Source organism: Thiobaca trueperi (assembly GCF_004342175.1).
GTDB lineage: Bacteria > Pseudomonadota > Gammaproteobacteria > Chromatiales > Chromatiaceae > Thiobaca > Thiobaca trueperi.
The window spans coordinates 16,752-38,249 of record NZ_SMAO01000005.1 but is presented as its reverse complement, the minus strand read 5'-3'; the positions used below and the strand labels follow the sequence as shown (position 1 = coordinate 38,249).

Annotated in this window: 22 protein-coding genes; 9 read left to right on the top strand and 13 right to left on the bottom strand. The window is 63.4% G+C overall.

Annotated elements, in window-relative coordinates; translation table 11 throughout:
* Window positions 1-61 precede the first annotated feature (61 nt).
* Window positions 62-1,957, top strand: coding sequence for a flagellar hook-length control protein FliK (locus tag EDC35_RS10510; RefSeq protein WP_132977222.1), 1,896 nt, complete (start codon window positions 62-64; stop codon window positions 1,955-1,957).
* Window positions 1,954-2,250 carry an EscU/YscU/HrcU family type III secretion system export apparatus switch protein gene (locus EDC35_RS10505; RefSeq protein ID WP_132977221.1) on the top strand — a complete coding sequence of 99 codons (297 nt, stop codon included), beginning with the start codon at window positions 1,954-1,956 and terminating at the stop codon, window positions 2,248-2,250. Before EDC35_RS10510 ends, EDC35_RS10505 begins: the two co-directional genes overlap by 4 nt.
* 99 nt (window positions 2,251-2,349) lie before the next feature.
* Here the strand turns inward: EDC35_RS10505 and tsaC are convergent, their stop codons facing one another.
* Window positions 2,350-2,913: an L-threonylcarbamoyladenylate synthase type 1 TsaC gene (gene tsaC / locus EDC35_RS10500; RefSeq protein WP_132977220.1), complete on the bottom strand. Its 564-nt coding sequence runs from the start codon at window positions 2,911-2,913 to the stop codon at window positions 2,350-2,352.
* A 205-nt stretch (window positions 2,914-3,118) separates the two neighbouring features.
* On the opposite strand from tsaC, the gene EDC35_RS10495 reads away from it, so the two are divergent.
* Window positions 3,119-4,567 carry an HDOD domain-containing protein gene (locus EDC35_RS10495; protein WP_243651607.1) on the top strand — a complete coding sequence of 483 codons (1,449 nt, stop codon included), beginning with the start codon at window positions 3,119-3,121 and terminating at the stop codon, window positions 4,565-4,567.
* Here EDC35_RS10495 and EDC35_RS10490 read toward each other — a convergent pair.
* The 5 genes from EDC35_RS10490 to recJ form a co-directional block, all read right to left on the bottom strand.
* Complete coding sequence (locus tag EDC35_RS10490; RefSeq protein ID WP_132977218.1) at window positions 4,564-5,421, bottom strand: phosphatase PAP2 family protein; 858 nt, start codon at window positions 5,419-5,421, stop codon at window positions 4,564-4,566. The two genes, EDC35_RS10495 and EDC35_RS10490, sit on opposite strands and share 4 nt — an antisense overlap.
* Window positions 5,422-5,430: 9 nt before the next feature.
* Entirely contained in the window at window positions 5,431-7,140 is a 1,710-nt protein-coding gene (locus EDC35_RS10485) for an ArnT family glycosyltransferase (protein ID WP_132977217.1), read from the bottom strand.
* A 5-nt stretch (window positions 7,141-7,145) separates the two neighbouring features.
* Complete coding sequence (locus EDC35_RS10480; protein ID WP_132977216.1) at window positions 7,146-8,168, bottom strand: glycosyltransferase family 2 protein; 1,023 nt, start codon at window positions 8,166-8,168, stop codon at window positions 7,146-7,148.
* A gap of 69 nt (window positions 8,169-8,237) precedes the next feature.
* Window positions 8,238-8,768: a ribosome biogenesis factor YjgA gene (gene yjgA, locus EDC35_RS10475; RefSeq protein WP_132977215.1), complete on the bottom strand. Its 531-nt coding sequence runs from the start codon at window positions 8,766-8,768 to the stop codon at window positions 8,238-8,240.
* 27 nt (window positions 8,769-8,795) lie between these two features.
* On the bottom strand, window positions 8,796-10,517 hold the full coding sequence (gene recJ / locus EDC35_RS10470; RefSeq protein ID WP_132977214.1) for a single-stranded-DNA-specific exonuclease RecJ: 1,722 nt from the start codon (window positions 10,515-10,517) through the stop codon (window positions 8,796-8,798).
* Window positions 10,518-10,918: 401 nt separating this feature from the next.
* On the opposite strand from recJ, the gene groES reads away from it, so the two are divergent.
* A complete protein-coding gene (gene groES, locus EDC35_RS10465; RefSeq protein ID WP_132977213.1) occupies window positions 10,919-11,206 on the top strand; it encodes a co-chaperone GroES in 288 nt (95 codons plus the stop codon).
* Between the two features lie 61 nt (window positions 11,207-11,267).
* On the top strand, window positions 11,268-12,902 hold the full coding sequence (gene groL / locus EDC35_RS10460; protein WP_132977212.1) for a chaperonin GroEL: 1,635 nt from the start codon (window positions 11,268-11,270) through the stop codon (window positions 12,900-12,902).
* A 142-nt stretch (window positions 12,903-13,044) separates the two neighbouring features.
* On the opposite strand, the gene EDC35_RS10455 is transcribed toward groL, so the two are convergent.
* The 7 genes from EDC35_RS10455 to EDC35_RS10425 all read right to left on the bottom strand — a co-directional run bounded on the left by EDC35_RS10455 (window position 13,045) and on the right by EDC35_RS10425 (window position 18,738).
* Complete coding sequence (locus tag EDC35_RS10455) at window positions 13,045-13,560, bottom strand: arsenate reductase ArsC (RefSeq protein WP_132977211.1); 516 nt, start codon at window positions 13,558-13,560, stop codon at window positions 13,045-13,047.
* A gap of 105 nt (window positions 13,561-13,665) precedes the next feature.
* The gene (locus EDC35_RS10450; protein ID WP_132977210.1) at window positions 13,666-14,613 is read right to left on the bottom strand and encodes an AEC family transporter; all 948 of its coding nucleotides are present in this window, start codon (window positions 14,611-14,613) and stop codon (window positions 13,666-13,668) included.
* Between the two features lie 140 nt (window positions 14,614-14,753).
* On the bottom strand, window positions 14,754-16,172 hold the full coding sequence (locus EDC35_RS10445; protein WP_132977209.1) for a PhoH family protein: 1,419 nt from the start codon (window positions 16,170-16,172) through the stop codon (window positions 14,754-14,756).
* Window positions 16,173-16,388: 216 nt separating this feature from the next.
* On the bottom strand, window positions 16,389-16,871 hold the full coding sequence (locus EDC35_RS10440; protein ID WP_132977208.1) for a peroxiredoxin: 483 nt from the start codon (window positions 16,869-16,871) through the stop codon (window positions 16,389-16,391).
* A gap of 13 nt (window positions 16,872-16,884) precedes the next feature.
* On the bottom strand, window positions 16,885-17,424 hold the full coding sequence (locus EDC35_RS10435; protein WP_132977207.1) for a glycine cleavage system transcriptional repressor: 540 nt from the start codon (window positions 17,422-17,424) through the stop codon (window positions 16,885-16,887).
* Between the two features lie 158 nt (window positions 17,425-17,582).
* Window positions 17,583-17,792 (bottom strand): YgaP family membrane protein, encoded by a 210-nt coding sequence (locus tag EDC35_RS10430; RefSeq protein WP_424565292.1) that lies wholly within the window; start codon window positions 17,790-17,792, stop codon window positions 17,583-17,585.
* 460 nt (window positions 17,793-18,252) lie between these two features.
* The gene (locus EDC35_RS10425; protein WP_132977206.1) at window positions 18,253-18,738 is read right to left on the bottom strand and encodes a cyclic nucleotide-binding domain-containing protein; all 486 of its coding nucleotides are present in this window, start codon (window positions 18,736-18,738) and stop codon (window positions 18,253-18,255) included.
* A gap of 236 nt (window positions 18,739-18,974) precedes the next feature.
* Here EDC35_RS10425 and rpsF point away from each other — a divergent pair, with 236 nt between their 5' ends.
* The 4 genes from rpsF to rplI all read left to right on the top strand — a co-directional run bounded on the left by rpsF (window position 18,975) and on the right by rplI (window position 21,159).
* Complete coding sequence (rpsF, locus tag EDC35_RS10420) at window positions 18,975-19,358, top strand: 30S ribosomal protein S6 (protein WP_132977205.1); 384 nt, start codon at window positions 18,975-18,977, stop codon at window positions 19,356-19,358.
* 86 nt (window positions 19,359-19,444) lie between these two features.
* A complete protein-coding gene (gene rpsR / locus EDC35_RS10415; protein WP_007042066.1) occupies window positions 19,445-19,669 on the top strand; it encodes a 30S ribosomal protein S18 in 225 nt (74 codons plus the stop codon).
* A gap of 83 nt (window positions 19,670-19,752) precedes the next feature.
* Window positions 19,753-20,664, top strand: a complete 912-nt coding sequence (locus tag EDC35_RS10410; protein WP_132977204.1) for a DUF2232 domain-containing protein — start codon at window positions 19,753-19,755, stop codon at window positions 20,662-20,664.
* A gap of 45 nt (window positions 20,665-20,709) precedes the next feature.
* Complete coding sequence (gene rplI / locus EDC35_RS10405; RefSeq protein ID WP_132977203.1) at window positions 20,710-21,159, top strand: 50S ribosomal protein L9; 450 nt, start codon at window positions 20,710-20,712, stop codon at window positions 21,157-21,159.
* The last annotated feature ends 339 nt before the right edge of the window (window positions 21,160-21,498 follow it).

Here is a 21,498-nt window from a genome sequence, read left to right as displayed (position 1 = left end):
AAGCCGGATAACCGGACTGTCGAAACACCCTCCACTCGTTGCCTAACCGAGGCGTTTATCAATGAGCGAGTCCATTCTTTCGGCACCGCCTGGACCGCTCGGCCCCACACGCCTGACACCCCTGACAGCCGCCTCCAGCCCCGATCAGCGCCTTCCTCTCACGCTCGCCATTGGCGCGCGGCTTGAGATTCAACTGACACAGACCCTGTCCGCAAACCGCATTGAAGCGCGCCTGCGGGTACCGGGTGAAAACATGCCCTGGTCAACGGCGACGCGCCTTCAATTATCTTCGCCGCTGCCCGATCTCCTGGCGCGACAGGCCGCAGCCGGGACGCCGTCCGGCAACCCGATCCGCCTCCAGGCGGATGTCGTCGCCGTCAGCCCCGTGCTGACCCTGCGCATTCTGCCCCAGACCAGCCAGCCATCCGGCTCAGCCACGCCCTCCCCTACCGCTGGCACGCGGGAATGGATGGATGCACAGATCCGCCAGCATCTACCACAGTCGCGTCCACTCGCCTCCACCCTGGAAAGCTGGATCAGGCGACTGCCCCCGAGCGAGGGTCTGGATACCCCGTCAGTGAGTCAATCCCCAGTCGCCACGGATGTCACCCAGCGGATGATCGCCACCATCCTGAACCGGCTGGCAACCACGGCGGAACTGACCGACCCGGTGCGTCTGCCGGACGCACTCAAGCAATCCGGCATCTGGCTGGAGGCGCTGATGGCGCAGACAGCGGCAAACCCGGCTCAGAGGATCGATCTGACCGCTGATCTGAAAGGGCAACTGCTGCGCCTGGCCCAGCAGATTCGCGCGACGAATCAGGCACCGCCCACACCATCCACCGCGCCCGACACAACCGCACCGGCTCGCCCGCAACCGGCGTCGGGAGCGCCTAACCCTGGCGGCAATCCCACGCCGTCGCCAGACGGACGGACCCCCACCCCGCCAACCGCACCCGAGACAAGCGCGTTGGCTCGCCCGCAGCCCGAACCGGCAGCGATCAAGCCCGGTGGCAATCCAGCACCGCTGCCAGACGGACGGACGCCCACCCCACCGACCGAATCCGACACGACCGCACCGGCCCGCCCGCAGCCGGAACCGGGAACGACCAAGCCCGGCGGCAATCCAATACCACCGTCGGATGGACGGACGCCCAGCCCGCCAACCGCACCGATCCGCCCACAGCCAGAGCCGGGGACAACCAAGTCCGGCAGCAATCCAACGCCGCTCCCGGACGGTCGGACGCCGTCCACTCCACCGACCGCGCCGATCCGCCCGCAGCCAGAGCCGGAAACGCCCAACCCGAGCGGCACGACAACGCCACAACCCGCCGGACAGAAGCCGCTTGCCCCGCCGACCGAGCCCGACATGGCATCGCCAGGCCGCCAGCCCCCGGAGTCCGGCTCACCCAACCCGACCGAACCTGTCCGCACCGCCAGCCAGGCGCCACCGACTGACCCGGCACCTCAGACGCAGACGCGAACGCCGAGCACTGAACCGCCTCCACCCCCCACCCTGGCGCGAGAGGTCGATGGCATGATCAAACAGGTGGTGACTCAGCAGCTGCAGACGCTCGAAGCCGGTACCGATCCGCCGCGCTGGGTGCTGGAGCTGCCCTTCAAAACGCCAGCCGGACTCCTGACCCTCGAAGCCGACATCCAGCGGGAGGCGCGCGCCGGTCAGGCCGAAACGGACGGCTGGAGCATGCGGATACGACTGAACCTGCCCCGCCTGGGACCACTCTCGATCAACCTGAATCTGCGCGCGGATCGCCTGAATGCCTCCCTCCAGGCCGAGCATCAGGCCGCTGTCGAGATCCTGCGGCAACATCTGGCGACATTGCGCCAGCAACTGGAAGACCGCCAGATCGAGATTGCCAGCCTGCACGCCAGCCAGCGGCCCCGGACTGACACCGGCTCCACCCGCCGGCCTCCACTGCTGAGTGAACAGGCATGACGGACGCGGAGATCAAACCGGCCACGCCCAAGGCCGTCGCCCTGCATTGGGATCGTCAGCATGCGCCACGGATCACCGCCTCCGGCACCGGGCTCACGGCCGAGGAAATCCTGCGCATTGCCGAAGCGCATGACGTGCCTCTGCGCTCCGATCCGATCCTGGTCGAAGCCCTGGCGCAGATCCCGCTCGGGGACGAGATTCCCGCCGCGCTCTATGTCGCCATTGCCGAAATCCTGGCCTTCATTTTCATGCTGGAAGGCATCGACCCGCGCGAGCCAGACCAAAGAATGTAGGTGCGACTTCAATCGCCCCTTCATATCGGGTGCGCCGGCATCAGCACCACGCAAAGCCGCCTGACGCTGCTGGCAACGCTGTTTGACCACAACAGGTCGTCAGGCACGCAGGAGTCGCCCAGTGCGTCCATCGCGAATGCTTGAGGGTCGTCCGGCGCCCTCACAGCGTCCAGCGAGAATGCCATCAGGCTGGTCGGCCAGTCTCAGACGAACCTGCAGGGCGGTGCGGGCGGGCGGGCGCTCGGCCAGATTGGCGCTTGTGGACACGATGGCGCCACCATAGACATGGCAGAGTCCCGCCGCAAGCGAATGGGCCGTGACCCGCACCGCGAGGGTGTCGAAGCGTCCGGTCAGCCAGCGGGGCGTGGTCGCGCGCGCTGGCAGCAGCCAGGTATGCGGACCCGGCCAGCTCGCCCGGATCTCGGCCATGCGAACGGCAGGCAGTTCCTCGACGAAGGGCGCCAGTTGCGCGGCGTCGGCGGCGATCAGAATCAGTCCCTTGGCGACGTCCCGCCGCTTGATGGCAAGCAGACGCGCGACGGCCTCGCCATTCCAGGGGTCGCAGCCCAGACCGTAAACGGCCTCGGTGGGATAGGCCATCACGCCGCCGCGATGCATGAGATGGGCCGCCAGACGCAGACGATGAAAAACAGGCAGCGACATGGGTTCAATCCGGAGTCAAGAAGGGGCGGTCTCAAAGAATGCCGAATCATGGTCAGCGCACGGGTTTCATCGTAACATCCGCAAAAGTGACCCAGGTCTCAATCCTGGAACGCAGATGTGATACCCACGCGACGCTGCCTTGAGCACTCAAATCACCCCGCAAAGTAAACTGGAAACATGGGTCGAATCGATCCGGCATCGGGACATGCCCATTTTCGACAACACGGTGCAGCAGGTCATCACGGTCTCGCAGGACGATCTGGCGCCCATTTCGGCCCTGGCGGGGATCGTGCTGCAGGATCCCTCGCTGACCGCGCGGGTGCTCAAGCTGGCCAATTCAGTCCATTACAACCCGACACTCTCCAGCGTCAGCACCGTCACCCGCGCCATTATCGTGCTGGGTTTCAATGCGGTGCGCAATATGTGCCTGACATTCAGCCTGGTCGATGATCTGGCTGCGGGATCGACCCGCGAGCGCTTCGCCCGCGAACTCGCCCGCTCCATGCATGCCGCCACTCAGGCCCGTGCACTGGCTGAGGCGCGCGGCGATAAATCCCCGGAAGAGGTCTTCATCGCCACCCTCTTCTACCGCATCGGTGAACTGGCCTTCTGGTGTTTCGGCGGTGAGCTTGGGGACCAGCTCGAACGCCTGATGAACCAGCCCGGCATGATCCCCGAACAGGCGCAGGAAAAACTGCTTGGCTTTCGGCTGAGCCACCTGAGCCGGCAGTTGGCGCGCGAGTGGCATCTCTCCGACCTGCTGCAGAAGGCCGTGACTCAACCGGGGCAGAAGGAGGACCGGATCCAGACCGTTCTGCTCGGCCAGCAGATCGCCCGCTGCGCGGTGGACAAAGGCTGGCGCTCAAACGACATGGATGGTCTGATCCGCAAATCCGCCCAGATCATTGAACGCTCATTCGACGACACCCGGGCGCTGCTCTTCCAAAAGGCGCAGGATGCCACGACGCTGGCCGCCGACTTCGGCGCGCGCTTCGCGGCGGTCCATATTCCCCAGCCCAGTCTGCACAGCCTCGACGAGACGGCACCAGCAGAGGCTGCGGCGCAGACACCCGAGTTACCGCCCGCCGAGCCCGCCGCCCCCGGCTATCCTCCAGCCGATGACATGCTGCAAATCAAGATCCTGCGGGAGATGGCAACGCTCATCGAGGAAGGCCAGTGCGATTTCAATCTCATCATGGAGCTGGTGCTGGAGGGGATCTACCGCGGCGTCGGCATGGATCGGGTGCTGTTCGCCCTGCTCACGCCGGACAAGCAGGCGCTCAAGGCCAAATACGCGCTCGGCGAGGATCATCTGCAACTGTCAGGCGGCTTCTATTTCAGCCGCACGCCCAACGGGCAGCCCAATATTCTTTTTGAGATCATGGATCGCAAACATCCGCACTGGATCACCGACGAGGAACGCAAGGCGCATGCCTCGCTGATCCCCGGCAAGCTGACCCAGACGATTGGGCCAGTGCCGTTCATGGTCGCGCCCATTATTGTCAACAATCAGTGCATCGGGATCTTCTATGCCGACCGGGGTCTCAGTCATCGACCGCTGGACAAGACCATCTTCGACGGATTCAAACACTTCGTTCAGCAGGCCAACATGGGCCTGACCCTGATCGCCTCACGGGCGCGTCGGAAAGGTTAGCGCCTCTCGGCGCGACCGCGCATCAGCGGCCACACCAGATATTGCCCCAGTGCGCTCAGAAGCGCGGCTGCACCCAGGATTCGCAGCATGGGCGCCGCTGCGGGATAGCCGCCGTCATCGAACAGCAGACCGACGGTCAGCACGCAGGCCAGCGTGACCACCGTCAGATGAATGGAGACGCGGGTCGCCGGCCCCGGCCAGGATGCGGCGAGCCGCGCACCGAGCCAGGCCGCCAGCGCCCCGCCCATCAGACCCGCCGCCACATCCACCGGCCAATGGATGCCCACCGCCACCCGGCTCAGACCCACGAGCACCGCGACCAGGAGCAACAGCAGACGCCATTCGACCAGACGGGCGTAATGGATCAGCACACCGAAGAAGACCCCGGCCACGACACTGTGCCCTGAGGGAAAACTGTTGGAATGATGCCCTGGTCCGATGAGATGGAAGGCATCGGCGGCCAGCACGCCCGGCGGACGGACTGACTCGAACAGTTCCTTGAGTCCACGGCTGTAAAGGGCGGCGATCAGCCCCGCCAGGATCAGGGTCCAGAGCAGGCGCGGATAGCGCAGCGAGAAAAAGAGCGCGAGCGCGAATGGCATGCGCTCATCGCCGAGGACAGTCAGACACTGCCAGATCCAGTCCGGATAAGCCGTCGCCCAGGCATTCAGGCGCAGAAAGCCGGCCTGATAGCCGCAGGCCAGATAGAGCGTCGCCGCGACGATCAGACAGACCCCCGCCCAGCGCAGCAGCCAGCGCGCACCGTCCGGTGAGGTCAGCGGCGTGCGCGCGACTCCGGCTGTCAGTTGTTCGGCCCAGACGCGGCGCAGAAACGTCAATCGGTTGTCAGTCATGCCAAACGCCTATTCGATGGATGGAGTCTGCGAATCCGAGACGGAGCGCATCCAGATCAGCGCCACCGGTCCGCGCCGGTAGAGCAGATCCTGACTCAGCTCGGGATAATCGCGCGCCAGTTGCTCCAGCTTGTCGATCCGCAGAAACACCAGATCGCCCGCGACCGGCGGTCGATGCGGCGTGATGGCGTCGCGGTAGACACTGAAGCTCGGCATGGAGGTACGGTAGACCACCGTCGGCAGGTCGAGCTGTCTGGCCAGCAGTCCGGCCTCTTTGACCGGCGCCTGCATGGCCTCGAAGATCCGGGGCACCAGAAAGCCAAAGACCACCACCGACTGGATCATGCCGGCCAGGATCAGGCGTTGCCATAGCGGCGGACTGGACCAGCGCAGCAGGACGACGATGCCTGCCAGACCGGCCAGCACGGCGATGCCATAGGCGAGATCGAGCGCAATTCGTCCATCGTTCAGAAGCGCCAGCTCATGCGCCTTGAGTGTGAGCATCGAGCGGATCGAGGCCGAGGGGCTGGCCGCAATCGCTTGGGCGACCTGCATGACCGCATCCAGCATCCAGGGCAGGGCCACCAGCAGCGCGAAGAGGATCAATGGTGGCGCGAAGGCCAGCCAGCGGTTGGTCAACGCATCGCGATGCCGTGCCATGAGGATGAAGACTGGCACGCTGCCATAGAGCAGATAGTGCGGGAGCTTGGTGCCCGAGAACGAGAAAAACACCAGGACCGTCAGGAACCAGATCCAGAGGAAACGATCCAGCGGATCCGACCAGGCGGTGCGCCAGGTTTTGACGAGACTCAGAAACCAGCCGGTGAAGGGCATCAGCACCAGCGGCAGCATGACCAGATAGTAACCGGGGAATCCCGCATGGCCGTGCAGGGTTCCGCTGAAACGCCCGGCGTTGTGTTCCAGAAAGAAACTGCGAAAGAATCCGGCGCCATCGTCCAGATAGACGGCCAGATACCAGGGACCGGCAATCAGCAGAAAGATCAGCCAGCCGAGCGGCGCAAAGACGGCCTTGAACCAGCGGGCAAAGCGCGCCAGGCTCGCCCGCGACAGACGGATCCCGGAGAGAAAAAAGAGAAAACTGACCACCACCGGAAAAAAGACCGCGACCGGCCCCTTGGTCAGGAATCCCAGCCCCATCCAGAGATAGGCGCGCAGCACGAAGCGGCGGTTGGTCTTGGGATCGGGATCCAGGTAATAGCGATAGATCTCGAAGAAGGTCAGGGCGATGAAGAGATTCAGCAGCGCATCCGCGACCGCTGCCTTGCCGATCAGCGAGACCTGGAGACAGAGCGCCATCGTCAGCCCGGCGACGGTGGCGGTCGGCGCATCCAGACGCGCGCGCACGAAGAACCAGAGCGCCAGCACCCAGAGGCTCGCCGCCAGCGCCGAAGGCAGACGCAGCGCGAATTCGTCGAAACCGAAGGTCTCGGCTGAGGCCGCCTGCAACCAGTAGATGAGCACGGGTTTGTCATAGCGCGGCTCGCCGTCCTTGTGCGGGGTGATGAAATTACCGCTGTCGAGCATCTCGCGGGTCGCCTCGGTGAAGGCGCCTTCGTCGAGGTCATAGAGCGGCACCGCTCCCAACTGCCAGAAAAAGCTCAGGGCGACGACCAGGATCAGCAGCCAGGGCGAGGTGATCGCCCGCTGCATGACCAGGAGCCAGAAGGACGGCCTGGCGGATGTCGAGTCGAGATTCATGGTTGTTATGCCCTCCCCTTCCAGCCCGCCGTCGCGGAGTCGGACTGCCACCGGATCCGGTGATGGGTGCGCTCGCCGGAGGCGTAAAAGGTGCGTATCAGCAATTCAGCCAGCACACCGGTGGTCAGAAACTGGACCGCCGTGACGAGGAAGAGAATGGAGACGAACAGCATGGGGCGATGACCGATGTTCTCGTCCAGCACGAACTTGACCACCAACAGATGGCTCATCAGCAGCGCTCCGACGACGCCGAAGACGATGCCGATGGAGCCAAAAAAATGCCCCGGGCGCGAGCCGAAACGCAGAAAGAAGAACGCCGACAGCAGATCCAGCAGTACCCGGAAGGTCCGCGAAATGCCGTATTTGGAGACGCCGAATTGACGTGCCTGATGGCTCACCTCGGTCTCGCCGATGCGCGCAGGTGAGGTCACGCCCGCCATCCAGACCGGGATGAAGCGGTGCATCTCGCCCAGCAGCGTGACCTCTTTGATGACCTCGGCACGATAGACCTTGAGGCTGCAACCGTAATCGTGCAGCGCCAGCCCCGTGACCTTGCCGATCAGCCTGTTCGCGATCCGCGAGGGGATCTTGCGCAGGATCAGCCCATCCTGACGCTGACGCCGCCACCCTTGCAGGAGATCCAGATCGCGCTCCAGCAGCTCATCGACCAGACGCGGGATGTCCGCCGGGTCGTTCTGCAGGTCGCCGTCGAGGGTCGCGATCAGCTCGCCGCGTGCGGCATCGAAGCCGGCCTGCATGGCGGCGGTCTGGCCGAAATTGCGCCGCAGCCGGATCACCCGCACATGGCTGCCGGTACGTTCGGCCAGCTCGTGCAGCCGCTCGCCGGTGCCGTCGCGACTGCCGTCATCGATACAGATCAGCTCCCAGTCGCCGCCATAATCGGCCAGCCCTTCATGCACCCGCGCCACCATCGGTTCAACATTGTCGAGTTCCTGATACATGGGGATGACGACTGAGAGCGTCGGCCGGCTGTTGCCAGGAACGCGAGGATCGGTGGACGTGGTCATGGTCGGTTTCCAGGGAGACGCGGCAAAGACGCCTGAGCGGCGGCACAGTATCGGCGCCACCGGCAAAATTCAACTGTCAACGGCATCCATCGTTTCACGCAAAAAACGAAAGAGCTTGCGCGGGGCGTCCGGCCTGCCGCGCTCGGTATCGCGCTGCGCGGCGCGCACCAGGGTCCGCAACTGCTGCCGGTCCACGGCTGGACACTGTTCGATGAAATCGGCCAGCGCCGGATCGCCTTCGCCGATCAGGCGCTCGCGCCAGCCTTCGAGCGCATGGTGGCGGGCGTTGGTCTCGCGCTCACGTTCCTCGGCACCCTCCATGAGCTGCCGGACGGCCTCCATGTCCTCGCGTTCCAGAAGATTGGCGATACGTTTCCAGTGCCGGCCACGGGCGCGCGGATCCTTGATGCGCGGGGTCTCGTCGAGCGCGATCCAGGTCGCCTCGCTGAGTTTCAGCCGTTCCAGCTCGGCGCGCGGCATGGCTGCCAGACGCTCGGCCAGCGCCTGAAGCGCCAGTTTGTCGCGCTTGATCTGGCTCTTGCTCGGGCCTTGCGGCAGCTCGTCTTCATCGTCATCGAATTCGTCGTGGTCGTCATTCATCGGCAGTGCTTCGCGGATTCTGTTTCTTTAAGGTTGAGATTGCAGTGCGGCGAGGACGAGTTGCGGCGAACGGACGCCACGATATTCGTTGACATCCAGCCGGTAGGCCAGTCGCACCCGCTCCCGCGCTTCGTCCAATTGTTCGCCAAGATTGAAACCAATGGCCTCGATCTCGATGCCTCCGGGCGTCGCCACCCGCAATTTCAGATGACGCTCGCCGACGATCCGCGCGTTCCGGATCGTGAAGAGGTCATCAAAGACCGGCTCCGGGAAATCCTTGCCCCAAGGACCGGCGAAACGCAGGATCTCAGCCGTCTCCAGGGTGAGGAGAAGCGCCGGCAGCGCGCCATCGGAGCGGATCTCGGGTTGCGGCGGCACCTCGCCAAGCTGTGCCCGCACCGCCTCGACAAAGGCATCGCGGAAAGTCGACAGGCAGCCGGCGCGCAGGGTCAGGCCAGCCGCCATCGCATGCCCGCCGAAGCGGTCGATCAATCGGGGATGACGACGATCCACCCAGTCGATGGCGTCGCGGATATGCAACCCGTCGATGGACCGCGCCGAGCCGCGCAGCAGACCATCGCCCGCCTCGGCGAAGGCGATCACCGGGCGATGATAGCGTTCGCGGAGACGGGCGGCGACGATTCCCGACACCCCCTGATGCCAGTCCTCGCCAAAGAGACAGAGCGCTGGCGGCAGTTGCTCTCCGTCCAGAGCGAGTGCGTCCAGCAGCAACTCAGCCTGATCCTTCATCTCGCCTTCGATTTCACGCCGACGGCGGTTGAGACCATCCAGGGTCTGCGCCATCGCGGCAGCCTGCGCCGGATCCTCGGTCAGCAGACACTCGACCCCGAGCGACATCTCTTCCAGCCGTCCGGCCGCATTGAGCCGGGGACCGACGAAAAAGCCGAGATCGGTCGTGGTGGCGCGGGTCGGATCCCGTCCCGCCACCTGCAACAGGGCCAGAATGCCGGCGCTGCAACGCCCGGCGCGGATGCGGCGCAAACCCTGCTCGACCAGGATGCGATTGTTGCGATCCAGGGTGACGACATCGGCGACGGTGCCGAGCGCGACCAGATCCAGCAGCTCCGCCAGATTCGGCTCGGCGCGCCCGGCATTGAACCAGCCGTTTGCCCGCAGATGGGTGCGCAGCGCGGCCAGCAGATAAAAGACCACGCCCACCCCGGCCAGATGCTTGCTCGGAAAGTCGCAGCCGGGCTGATTGGGATTGACGATGGCGGCGGCCTCGGGCAGCCGGTCGCCGGGCAGATGATGATCCGTCACCAGTACCGACACACCCAGTTCACGCGCCCGTTCGACCCCGGCGAGACTGGCGATGCCGTTATCGACCGTGATGATCAGGTCGGGCTGCATCGGCATGGCGGCATCGACCACGGCAGGACTCAAACCATAGCCGAAGGCGAAACGGCTCGGCACCAGGTAGGAGACCCGCGCCGCACCGAGCGCACGCAGACCCCGCACCGCCAGCGCACTGCCGGTCGCGCCGTCGGCGTCATAGTCGCCGATCACCAGCAGATGAGCGCCTGCGCGAAGCCGGTCTGCCAGCAACGCCACTGCCTGCTCGATTCCACGCAGCGCGGTCACGGGTTCCAGATCCCCCAGGCCCGGCGCGGCCTGCTCCGGATTGCTCAGACCGCGCTGGGCATAGAGCGCGGTCAGCAGTTCCTGCGGGGTTCGGGCGTTGGCAATGGCCTCATGCTGAGGCAGACGACGGATGCGGGGTGAAATCACGGATTGAATCGGAGGTTCGGTACGGTGAGTAAAGGATTGACCATCGCCATCAGCGGCAAGAACACCAGTGTATTCCGCATCCGCCCGTCAGGCCATCGGCGACGACGGATCTTGACAACAGCCGTTGACAGATGACATTGTTAGCACTCGTGACGCTTGAGTGCTAAACCGCGTCCAGAGCGAGATACTGAGTGTCGAGTGAATTCAACGCCTGGCGTATCCACGGCCCTTGGTGGAGACGCGGTTTAAAATTTTTTAAGTCTTAAACCGCGCAGCTCCCAGGGTCGTCGATGCCGCCAAGACGGGTTCAAACCAAAAACATCGCATATCGCGCTGGCGCGGTTTAACAGGCGTCAGCCCCATCCGCTTCAACCCAAGATTTCGCGAGGAGATCGCCATCCATGAACCTCCGTCCTTTACATGACCGTGTCGTTGTGCGTCGCAGCGAAGAGGAACGTACCTCCGCCGGCGGGATCCTGATCCCGGACAGCGCGACCGAAAAGCCGATTCAGGGTGAGGTCATCGCCGTTGGCAAGGGCAAGCTGCTCGACAACGGCAGTCTGCGCCCGCTCGATGTCAAGGTCGGCGACCGGGTGCTGTTCGGCAAGTATTCGGGCACTGAGGTCAAGGTTGCAGGCGACAAGCTGCTGGTGATGCGCGAAGACGACATCATGGGCGTCATCGAATAACCCCAGTCGATCCTGACACCCGAAGACCACTGACCACTGAATTTCACCAAGGCCGACAAAGATGACTGCCAAACAGATTTTTTTTAACGAACAATCCCGTGTGCGTTTGATGCGTGGGGTCGATATCCTCGCCAACGCCGTCAAGGTCACCCTGGGTCCGAAGGGCCGCAATGTGGTGATCGAGAAGTCCTGGGGCGCGCCCACCGTCACCAAGGACGGCGTCTCGGTCGCCAAGGCCATCGAACTCAAGGACAAGTTCGAAAACATGGGCGCGCAGATGGTGAAGGAAGTCGCCTCCAAGACCTCCGACGTGGCCGGCGACGGCACCACCACCGCCACCGTGCTGGCCCAGGCGATGGTCCGCGAGGGTCTGAAGGCGGTCGCCGCCGGCATGAATCCGATGGACATCAAGCGCGGCATCGATCAGGCGGTCGCGGCCTCGGTCATTGAACTCCAGGTCATCTCGCGTCCCTGTTCGACCAACAAGGAAATCACCCAGGTCGGCACCATCTCCGCCAACTCCGACGAGTCCATCGGCAACATCATCGCCGAGGCGATGGAGAAGGTCGGCAAGGAAGGCGTGATCACGGTCGAGGAAGGCAAGTCGCTCAACAACGAACTCGAACTGGTCGAAGGCATGCAGTTCGACCGCGGCTATCTGTCGCCCTATTTCATCAATAACCAGCAGAGCCAGAAGGCCGAGCTGGACGATCCCTACATCCTGCTCTACGACAAGAAGATCTCGAACATCCGCGATCTGCTCCCCGTGCTGGAGGCCATCGCCAAGGCCGGGCGTCCGCTGCTGATCGTCGCCGAGGATATCGAGGGCGAGGCGCTGGCGACCCTGGTCGTCAACAATCTGCGCGGCATCCTCAAGGTCTGCGCAGTCAAGGCGCCCGGTTTCGGTGATCGTCGCAAGGCGATGCTGGAAGACCTCGCGATCCTCACCGGCGGTACGGTCATCGCCGAAGAGGTCGGTCTGTCGCTGGAGAAGGCGACCCTGAATGACCTGGGTTCGGCCAAGAAGATTCAGATCGCCAAGGAAGACACCGTTGTCATCGACGGCGCCGGCTCGCACGACCAGATCAAGGCCCGTTGTGACCAGATCCGTCGTCAGGTCGAGGACACCACGTCCGACTATGATCGCGAGAAGCTCCAGGAGCGTCTGGCCAAGCTGGCCGGCGGCGTCGCCGTCATCAAGGTTGGCGCGGCGACCGAGATGGAGATGAAGGAAAAGAAGGCGCGCGTCGAAGATGCGCTGCACGCCACCCGCGCGGCAGTCGAGGAAGGTATTGTCCCCGGCGGCGGTGTCGCGCTGGTGCGCGCCATCGCAGCAGTCAAGGAACTCAAGGGCGCGAACGCCGATCAGGATGTCGGTATCAGCATCGCCCGGCGCGCGATGGAAGAGCCGCTGCGTCAGATCGTCGCCAACGCGGGCGATGAATCGTCGGTCGTCATGAGCAAGGTCGCGGAAGGCACCGGCAACTTCGGCTATAACGCCGCGACTGGCGAATATGGCGACATGATGGCGATGGGCATCATCGACCCCACCAAGGTCTCGCGCACCGCGCTGCAGAACGCCGCATCGGTTGCAGGTCTGATGATCACCACTGAAGCCATGGTTGCTGACGAGCCCAAGCCGGAAAAGGGCGTGACCTCACCCAGCACCGGCGGCATGGACGATATGGACTACTGATGACTTCACGCTGAGTCGAGAGCATGCGACAGCTCGCTGTTCATGCTGTCTGACCGCGCCGCGCACCTGACTGTCGGGTGCGCGGCGTTTGTTTTTGTGGGATCGGCGCACCTGCTGCACCGGAGCCCGCCGGGGGCGACAGTTAAGCTGCGGACTCGTCGGCGCGAGACCGTCCGATCTCATCGAGCTGACGTTGCAGCTTGAGCCGATCCAGCGAACCCAGCGGCAGGCTGACAAAGATCTGGATACGATTCTGCAATTCCCGAAACACCTGCCGGAAGGCCATCATCCGCGTCACCTCGTCACCCTCGACCGCCGCCGGATCGGGCACGCCCCAATGGGCGGTCATCGGCTGACCGGGCCAGACCGGACAGACCTCGGTTGCCGCGCGGTCGCAGACCGTGAACACGAAATCCATTTGCGGCGCGTCCGGCGTCGCGAATTCAGACCAATCCTTGCTGCGCAGCCCGTCGGTCAGATAGTTGTTGCGCCGCAGGATCTCCAGGGCGAGCGGATTCACCGCCCCCGCCGGATGGCTGCCGGCGCTGTAGCCAACGAAACGACCCTGCCCCAGACGGTTGATGAGACTCTCGCCCAGGATGCTGCGGGCGGAATTTCCGGTACATAAAAACAGGACGTTGTAAGGTCTTTCACGCATGCTGGACTCCTCTGTGGGCGACTGGACGGGGTGTCCGGCCTTGATGGAGCGAGCATATCGGTTCTCGCGCACCGACTGGATGACATTTCAGTGACGGCTTCAGATCTAAGCCGGCGTCCCGATTCCCCACCACCACAGCACAAGATTCAGTGTGACGAAGGCGAGCAGCGTGGTGACCACCAGCGCCGTGGCACAGATCTCACCCTGTCCGTAACGCTGGGCGAGCAGCGGAAAGATGGTGACCATCGGCAGCGCGGAGAGGATGAGCGCGGCGTCCGTGAGCGTCGGGTCCAGTGCCGGGAAGAGCCCGAGCATCAGCAGCATCGCCGCCGGATGAATCAGGAGCTTGCCGATGGCGATGGCCGCAGCGGATCTGATGTCACCGCGCACGCGCTGCCCGGCCAGACTGCCGCCGATCGCAAAGAGCGCCACCACCGCCGCCGAGCCGGCCAGCATGTCGATGGTGCGTCCAAGCGCCAGCGGCAGACGCCAGCCGAACGCGGCAAAAACCAGCCCGGCGGCAATCGCCAGCAGGATCGGATTGGTCCCGACCGAGCGCAGCACACGCCCCAGGGTGCGCAGCAGACCGCCACGCCCCCGTTCGCGATGGAACTCGGCCAGGATCAGGGTCAGGGGCATGATCAGCAAGACCTCGGTCAGAACCGCCATCACCACGGCGATCAGGGCCGACTCGCCCAGCAACTGCGCGACCAGCGGATAACCAATGTAGCTGCTGTTCGACATCGACAGCCCCATGCCGAAGAAGGCGTTGTCGAGCGGCGAGGTGCGGCGGGCGATGGCGGCGACCGTCACGCCGATACTGTAGGCGGTCAACGAGCCGCAGACATAGACGAGCAGGAAACCTGGCACCAGGATCGTCTCCAGCGAGCGTCCGGCGAGGGTGTCGAAGAGCAGGGCCGGCAGGGCGAAGAGCAGGGCGTAGCGGCTCATCGCCACGGCGCCCTCGCGCGGCATCCAGCCGTTGCGAACGGCGACGAAGCCCAGCGCGATCAGCAGAAAGATGGGGGCGGTAACGGCGAGAATGGCAAACAAGTCAGTGCTTCCTGATGGATGAGCCGACGCCAGGACGGACTGAGGCCGACAGACGCCAGGGATTGCAGTCCGGCCGCAGGATATACCCGTCCTGCGGTTAATCAGCGGTCAGCCGGCGGGAGGATCCACGCCAGCCGTGCTCACAGTTCCTGCGAGGCAAAGTCGGCCAGACGCGAACGCTCGCCGCGCATGAGCGTGATGTGCCCGCTGTGCGGCCAGTGCTTGAAGCGGTCAACGACATAGGTGAGACCGGAAGTGGTCTCGGTGAGATAGGGCGTGTCGATCTGGCCGATGTTGCCGAGACAGACGAACTTGGTGCCTGGCCCGGCGCGGGTGATGAGGGTCTTCATCTGCTTGGCGGTGAGGTTCTGGGCCTCGTCGAGGATGATGTATTTGTTCAGGAAGGTGCGTCCACGCATGAAGTTGAGCGACGAGATGCGGATACGGTTGCGGACCAGATCGTTGGTCGCCGCGCGGCCCCAGTCGCCGCCTTCGGGACGGGTCAGGACTTCCAGGTTGTCCATGAGCGCGCCCATCCAGGGGGTCATCTTTTCTTCCTCGGTGCCGGGCAGGAAGCCGATGTCTTCACCGACCGGAACCGTGACGCGGGTCATGATGATCTCGCGGTAGAGATTGCGCTCCAGCACCTGCGCCAGTCCGGCGGCAAGCGCCAGCAGTGTCTTGCCGGTGCCGGCGGTGCCCAGCAGGGTGACGAAATCCAGGTTGGGATTCATCAGCATGTTGAGCGCGAAATTCTGCTCACGGTTGCGCGCGTTGATGCCCCAGACGTTGTGACGCGGCAGGCGGTAGTCATCGACCAGTTCGACGATGGCCTCGGTGGCGGTGGGTTTCTCGCGCACCATGGCGTCGAAGATGCCATCCTCGCCCAGACTGAGACATTGGGCGGGATACCAGTCGGCGATGTCCGGTCCCTTGATGCGGTAGAGAGTACGGCCCTCTTCCTTCCAGGCATCGACCGACTTGTCGTGATGATCCCAGAAATCGTCCGCGAGCACGTCCAGCCCGGTATAGAGCAGATTGGCGTCGTCGAGCACCTGGTCGTTGGAATAGTCCTCAGCGGGAATGCCGAGTACGGCGGCCTTGATGCGCAGATTGATGTCCTTGGAGACGAGGATCACCTGGCGATCAGTGCGCAGATCGCGCAGCGCCTGAACGACGCCGAGGATATGGTTGTCCGGGGTGGTTCCAGGCAGCAGGGCCGGCAATTTGAGGTCGAGCGGATCGGTCTGGAAAAAGAGCCGCCCGGTGGCCGGCAGGACGATGCCGCCGCCGTTGGTGGCGGTGGGATGGATCGGCAGCCCGGCGTCGATCTCGGCCTTGTCCGCATTGCACATGAGCTGGTCGAGAAAGCGGCTGACCTGACGGACATTGCGCGCGACCTCGGACAGCCCTTTCTTACCGTGATCCAGTTCCTCCAGCACCACCATCGGCAGGAAGATATCGTGTTCCTGGAAGCGGAAGAGCGAGGTCGGATCGTGCATCAGCACGTTGGTGTCGAGGACGAAGAGGCAGGGCTTGTCGTTTTCGCGTTTGATCATTTAAACCGCGTCCCAGAGCGTTCAGGCGTTGTGGTGAATGACCCCGACCTCACAGCAATCGGCAACGACTGGCGGGACGCGGTTTAAATCAGGTGATTTCCGGGAAGGTTCGTACCCGCCCGAAACGCCGTCAATGGACAGGATTAACAGGATGATTCAAGACTAACAGGATTAAAAACACGGATTTGAAAATCCTGTCCATCTTGGAGAATCCTGTTAATCCTGTCTATTTGAGGCGAGTTCGCGGACGGCGGTCAGAACCTCTTCAACATGGCCTTTGACCTTGACCCCGCGCCATTCGCGGCGCAGTACGCCTTCGGCATCGATCAGGAAGGTGCTGCGCTCGACACCCAGGCTTTCCCTGCCGTAGAGCTTTTTGAGCCTGATGACAGCGAAGGCGCGGCACAGGGTCTCGTCCTGATCTGCGAGCAGGTCGAAGGGAAAACCCTGTTTGGCCTTGAAGTTTTCCTGGGCCTTGAGGCTGTCGCGCGAGGCACCGAGGATGGCGGTGCCGACGCTGGCGAAATCATCCGCCGCCGCGCTGAAATCCAGTCCTTCCTGGGTGCAGCCGGGCGTGCCGGCCTTGGGATAGAAATAGAGCACCAGATTGCGGCCTCGATAATCCGAGAGCCTGATGGTCTGACCGCCGGTGGCGGGACACTCGATGTCGGGGATGGTCTCGCCAATCATGGTAGGCATGGCCGGTGGTTCCTTACCCCTTCAGCGGCTCCAGCACGGCGTCCAGATTGAGCCCGTCGCAATAGTCCATGAACTCCTCGCGCAGCCCGGCGATATGGATGTCCGCCGGGATACCGACCGTCATATGCACCGAGAACATGGGCGTGCCGGTATGGGCGGCGGCATAGGTGCTGGTCGCCATGTCTTCGATGTTGATCTTGCGGTCGGCGAAGAAGCCGGCGAGGTTGTTGACGATGCCGGGGTGATCCATGGAGACCACGTCCACCGCATAGGGCAGCAGATTGCGCCCGGTGGCACGCTCGCCGGTGCGCTTGGAGATGATGGTCATGCCAAGCTGGCGCTCCAGCTCGGGCAGCGCATTTTCGATCTTGGCCAGCGTGTTCCATTTGCCTTCCACCAGGAGCATCGCCGCGAACTCGCCGCCGAGGACCGTCATGCGGCTGTCCTCAATGTTGCAGCCATGCTCAAGCACGGTGCGGGAGAGTTGGTTGACGATACCGGGATGGTCTTCGCCAAGTGCCGAGATCACGAGGTAGGTCTTCTGCCTGGTCATGTCCTTGCCGACGGTCGGAATTTAAGAAACTAGGGTGGAATGCGGGTGAGTGTAGCATGACGGCGTCAACCGCCGTATCGGCCCTGAAGGGTCGCGCGCGGGGGCTTGATGCCCCCGCCGCGCGGACGACCCCCGCCGCCGATCAAAAGGGAAGGAGATTACTCCTCACCCTCCTTAATCGTGTTGATTTTGAAAAGGAAATAGGCCGGGCAAGTGCCCAGCGCACCGGTCGCCAGGAGAACCAGCCCCAGGATATCCAGAATGATCGACGAGGTGATGAGGCCAGCCAGAATCAGCACGCCACCAGCGGCAAGGCGAATATTACGATCACTGGCACCGACATTCTTGGGTTTGGGCAATGTCATCATAAACTTCAGCTCCTGTTAGACAAATGGGACGCGGATTTGAGGAGAACCAGCGCGGGGCAGGCGGCCCACCGCCCCGTTTCTCCAGCACACTCGGATCCTGTGACGTGACCGGCTGTCCTGCGTGGCCGGGTTGTTCGCCATGATCAGGCGAGGATTATACCCGGCGTCCGTTGCGACAGTGCGATTGAACATTCGCATCCTGCGGGACGGTGTGGGAGTTCAACGGAGCGGCGCGGCAGATTCAGGATGGCCTGACAGGGACTCAGGGACGTTAAACCGCGCTCGGTGCGGTATGTGATATTTGAGGATTGAGTCGGTCTTGGCAGAATCGACGACCGTTCGAGCAGACGCGGCTTAAGATATTAAAAAATAAAGTTTTAAACCGCGTCTCCACTGATGCCGATGACATCCCCAAAGCTAAACACAAACTGAAAATGACGCATATCGCGCTGGACGCGGTTTAAAACAGCGCATGTGAACGGCTGACATATTTGGTCAGCTCGACATGCTGCGCATTCATGCGCCGCAGAATGTCCTGACTGACCCGGACGATGTTCTGCATCACCCGGTAGACCAGCCAGGGATGCTCGATGAGCAGCGACTCGAAGGCATCCCGCTCAACACTGCAAATCTCGGTTCGACCGAGCGAGCGCAGGGTGGCGGTGTGCGGCTGACCGCTGATGAACCCCATCTCACCGGCCATGTCGCCGGTGCGCAGGACATGGATGGTCGTGTATTCGCCCCTGCCAACATCGCGGGTAACGGCAATCGCGCCCTCGGTAATGACATGCAGGCTGTTGTCGATGTTGCCCTCGCGGATCAGGATCTCCTGATCCGCGAGACGACGGCAGCAGGCAATATGAGCCAGCGCCTCGACCTGTTCGTCGGTGAGACTGGCCGTCAGGCTGGAATGACGGAGCGGGGCGAAATCATGTCCGGTACTCATGGCTGGCTGTCCCTCCTAATATTCTGATTTATTGTAAATGCAGCAAGTTTGAGCGAGGGGCGCTGTTTGAGCAAGTGGGAAGGCGGCGCGACCCGATCCGCAGTCAACCTGCAAACCTGCAATCGGGGGTTTCAACGCACCCCTCATTCACATAGAATGCGCGATTCCCCGTTGTGCGGGGATTCTCCTTGCCTCACCGTGATCCACGGGAGGCTGTCAATCCGTAGGGAGCAGCAATGCGACATTATGAAGTGGTTTTTCTGGTGCACCCCAGCCAGAGCGAGCAGGTGCCCGGCATGGTCGAGCGTTATCAGGGCAACCTGGAGAAACGCGGCGGCGTGGTTCATCGCCTCGAAGATTGGGGCCGGCGTCCGCTGGCCTATCCGATCAACAAGATTCACAAGGCGCATTATGTGCTCATGAATGTCGAGTGCGATCAGGAGGCCATCGACGAACTCGAAAGCGCCTTCCGGTTCAACGACGCCGTGCTGCGCAACCTGATCATCCTTCGCAATACCGCCGTCACCGAGCCATCCCCGCTCGCCAAGGGCAGTGAAGAGCGCGAGCGTCCCGAGCGACTGGACGACGACTCCCGCCGCGACGACGACAGCGACGACTGAGTCCGCCCCGTCAGGATCGATTCAGGATCGACTCGGGCTGAACCCGGGATCGATGCTCAAGCTCTATATCAGTAACGGAGAAACCCATGTCCCGCTTTTTTCGCCGCAAGCGCTATTGCCGCTTCACCGCCGAAGGCATTACCGAGATCGATTACAAGGATCTCAACCTGCTCAAGGCCTATGTCAGCGAGTCCGGCAAGATCGTGCCGAGCCGCATCACCGGCACCTCGGCCAAATATCAGCGTCAGCTCGCCCAGGCTATCAAGCGCGCCCGCTATCTGGCCCTGCTGCCCTATACCGACGGGCACTGATTCGCCCTGATGGATCGGCAACCGGTCGCCCGGCAGGCCGTCATCAGCAATAGCGCCGTCAGGCCCAATCAGGATCATCGGCAATGAAAGCGCTGGCCGGCTTCATCATGCGGGGTCACTCACAGGCCGCCCTGGTGGCGACGGCAGCGGCGCTGCTGTCGCTGCTCATGCCACTGTTCGGGCCGGTCGGCGCGGCAGCCGTGGGGCTGGTGACGCTGCGCAATGGTGCGCGTCAGGGATTGACGACCATCGCGCTGGCGCTCCTCGGCGCGGGCATCCTGTCCGCTCTGGCCCTGGGCTCGCCCTGGCTGGCGCTCGGGATTCTGCTGGTGTTCTGGGCACCGATCTGGACGCTCGCCGTGGTGCTGCGGGCGTCACGATCACTGGCCCTGACCATCCAGCTCGCCGGGATGCTGGGGCTGATCCTGGTGCTCGCGCTCCATGTATCCGTCGGCGATCCGGTTGCTTACTGGTCGCAACTGCTGGATCCGTTGCGTCAGACGCTGCTTACCGACGGTCTGATGCAGGCGGAGGCGGGTCAGGCATTGTTCGACGAAGTGGCCAGACGCATGACCGGGCTCTTTGCCGCAGCCCTCGTCTTTCAATTGCTGATGAGCCTCTTCATTGCCCGCTGGTGGCAGGCGGCGCTCTATCATCCCGGCGGATTCGGAGAGGAATTCAGGGCGTTGCGTCTGGGACGAAGCCTTGGGGCGGTGATCCTGGTGCTGCTGGTCTGGTCGAGCTTCGCCGGAGCAGGCAGCCTGATTGTCGATCTGCTGCCGATCCTGGGGATGCTGCTGATCCTCCAGGGGCTGGCTGTGGCGCACTGGCTGCGTCAGGCACGGGGCGTGCATCGCGGCTGGTTGATTGGTTTATATGCGCTGCTGATCCTATTCATGCCGCAGATGGGGCTGTTGATCGCCTGTGTCGGTTTGGTTGATCTTTGGGCGGACATCCGCGCCCGGGTCGCGCAGCGCGCCTCCGGGCCGCGCTGAGACCCGTGACGCGATACGCAGACGAATTTAGAGAGGAATACACAAGTGGAAGTCATCCTGCTGAAAAATGTTGCCAACCTCGGCGTGCTCGGGGACAAGGTCAAGGTGCGTCCGGGCTATGGCCGGAACTATCTGGTCCCGGGTGGATTCGCCGTGCTGGCGAACGCCGCGAACCTGGAAGCCTTCGAGGCCCGTCGCGCCGAACTGGAGCGTGCCGCCGCCGAGGCACTGGCTGCCGCTGAGGCGCGCAAGGCGCAGTTCGACGGTGTCAGTCTGACCATCGCCCGCAAGGCCGGCGACGAAGGCCGTCTGTTCGGCTCGGTCGGTACGACCGATATTGCTACCGCCGCCGTCGAGGCCGGTTTCACGCTCGACAAGTCCGAAGTCCGTCTGTCGGAAGGGCCATTCCGCGCCGTGGGCGAGTACGAGGTCACGCTCCATCTCTACGCTGACGTGGATGCGCGGATCAAGATCGACATCGTTCCCGCCAACTGATGTCCCGCTGCCCCGGTATCACCGGGGCAGCCTGAATGGCCCGGGACGACTGGTGCGGGAGCCCGCCTGCGGGCGACCGGCTCCTGTCCGATCCGGGCATGGCCTCACCTCTCGTGCCGCCCGCGAGCGGATTTCTGCCTCGGCATTGAGCATTCGCCCTCTCTGCGCCCGTGCGTGGCGGATGTCTCCGGCACGCTTGCCTGACTTGGGCAGACAGCCCACAATCTCCACCTCCTCGCGCGCCTGATCACGGGAAATCGACCCCGACCGACGCCAGCGTCTGCGTGTGCTCCAACCGCTCCGATCCGACTCAACGACTCACGGGTGCTGCCGCCCGTC

Coding starts and splice junctions, on each gene's coding strand:
- rpsF (WP_132977205.1), top strand. CDS start 18,975: ATGCGACATTATGAAGTGGTTTTTCTGGTGCACCCCAGCCAGAGCGAG.
- EDC35_RS10425 (WP_132977206.1), bottom strand. CDS start 18,738: ATGAGTACCGGACATGATTTCGCCCCGCTCCGTCATTCCAGCCTGACG.
- EDC35_RS10445 (WP_132977209.1), bottom strand. CDS start 16,172: ATGATCAAACGCGAAAACGACAAGCCCTGCCTCTTCGTCCTCGACACC.
- EDC35_RS10495 (WP_243651607.1), top strand. CDS start 3,119: ATGCCCATTTTCGACAACACGGTGCAGCAGGTCATCACGGTCTCGCAG.
- yjgA (WP_132977215.1), bottom strand. CDS start 8,768: ATGAATGACGACCACGACGAATTCGATGACGATGAAGACGAGCTGCCG.
- EDC35_RS10440 (WP_132977208.1), bottom strand. CDS start 16,871: ATGCCTACCATGATTGGCGAGACCATCCCCGACATCGAGTGTCCCGCC.
- EDC35_RS10410 (WP_132977204.1), top strand. CDS start 19,753: ATGAAAGCGCTGGCCGGCTTCATCATGCGGGGTCACTCACAGGCCGCC.
- EDC35_RS10510 (WP_132977222.1), top strand. CDS start 62: ATGAGCGAGTCCATTCTTTCGGCACCGCCTGGACCGCTCGGCCCCACA.
- groL (WP_132977212.1), top strand. CDS start 11,268: ATGACTGCCAAACAGATTTTTTTTAACGAACAATCCCGTGTGCGTTTG.
- groES (WP_132977213.1), top strand. CDS start 10,919: ATGAACCTCCGTCCTTTACATGACCGTGTCGTTGTGCGTCGCAGCGAA.
- tsaC (WP_132977220.1), bottom strand. CDS start 2,913: ATGTCGCTGCCTGTTTTTCATCGTCTGCGTCTGGCGGCCCATCTCATG.
- EDC35_RS10430 (WP_424565292.1), bottom strand. CDS start 17,792: ATGATGACATTGCCCAAACCCAAGAATGTCGGTGCCAGTGATCGTAAT.
- EDC35_RS10490 (WP_132977218.1), bottom strand. CDS start 5,421: ATGACTGACAACCGATTGACGTTTCTGCGCCGCGTCTGGGCCGAACAA.
- EDC35_RS10485 (WP_132977217.1), bottom strand. CDS start 7,140: ATGAATCTCGACTCGACATCCGCCAGGCCGTCCTTCTGGCTCCTGGTC.
- EDC35_RS10455 (WP_132977211.1), bottom strand. CDS start 13,560: ATGCGTGAAAGACCTTACAACGTCCTGTTTTTATGTACCGGAAATTCC.
- EDC35_RS10435 (WP_132977207.1), bottom strand. CDS start 17,424: ATGACCAGGCAGAAGACCTACCTCGTGATCTCGGCACTTGGCGAAGAC.
- rpsR (WP_007042066.1), top strand. CDS start 19,445: ATGTCCCGCTTTTTTCGCCGCAAGCGCTATTGCCGCTTCACCGCCGAA.
- EDC35_RS10480 (WP_132977216.1), bottom strand. CDS start 8,168: ATGACCACGTCCACCGATCCTCGCGTTCCTGGCAACAGCCGGCCGACG.
- EDC35_RS10505 (WP_132977221.1), top strand. CDS start 1,954: ATGACGGACGCGGAGATCAAACCGGCCACGCCCAAGGCCGTCGCCCTG.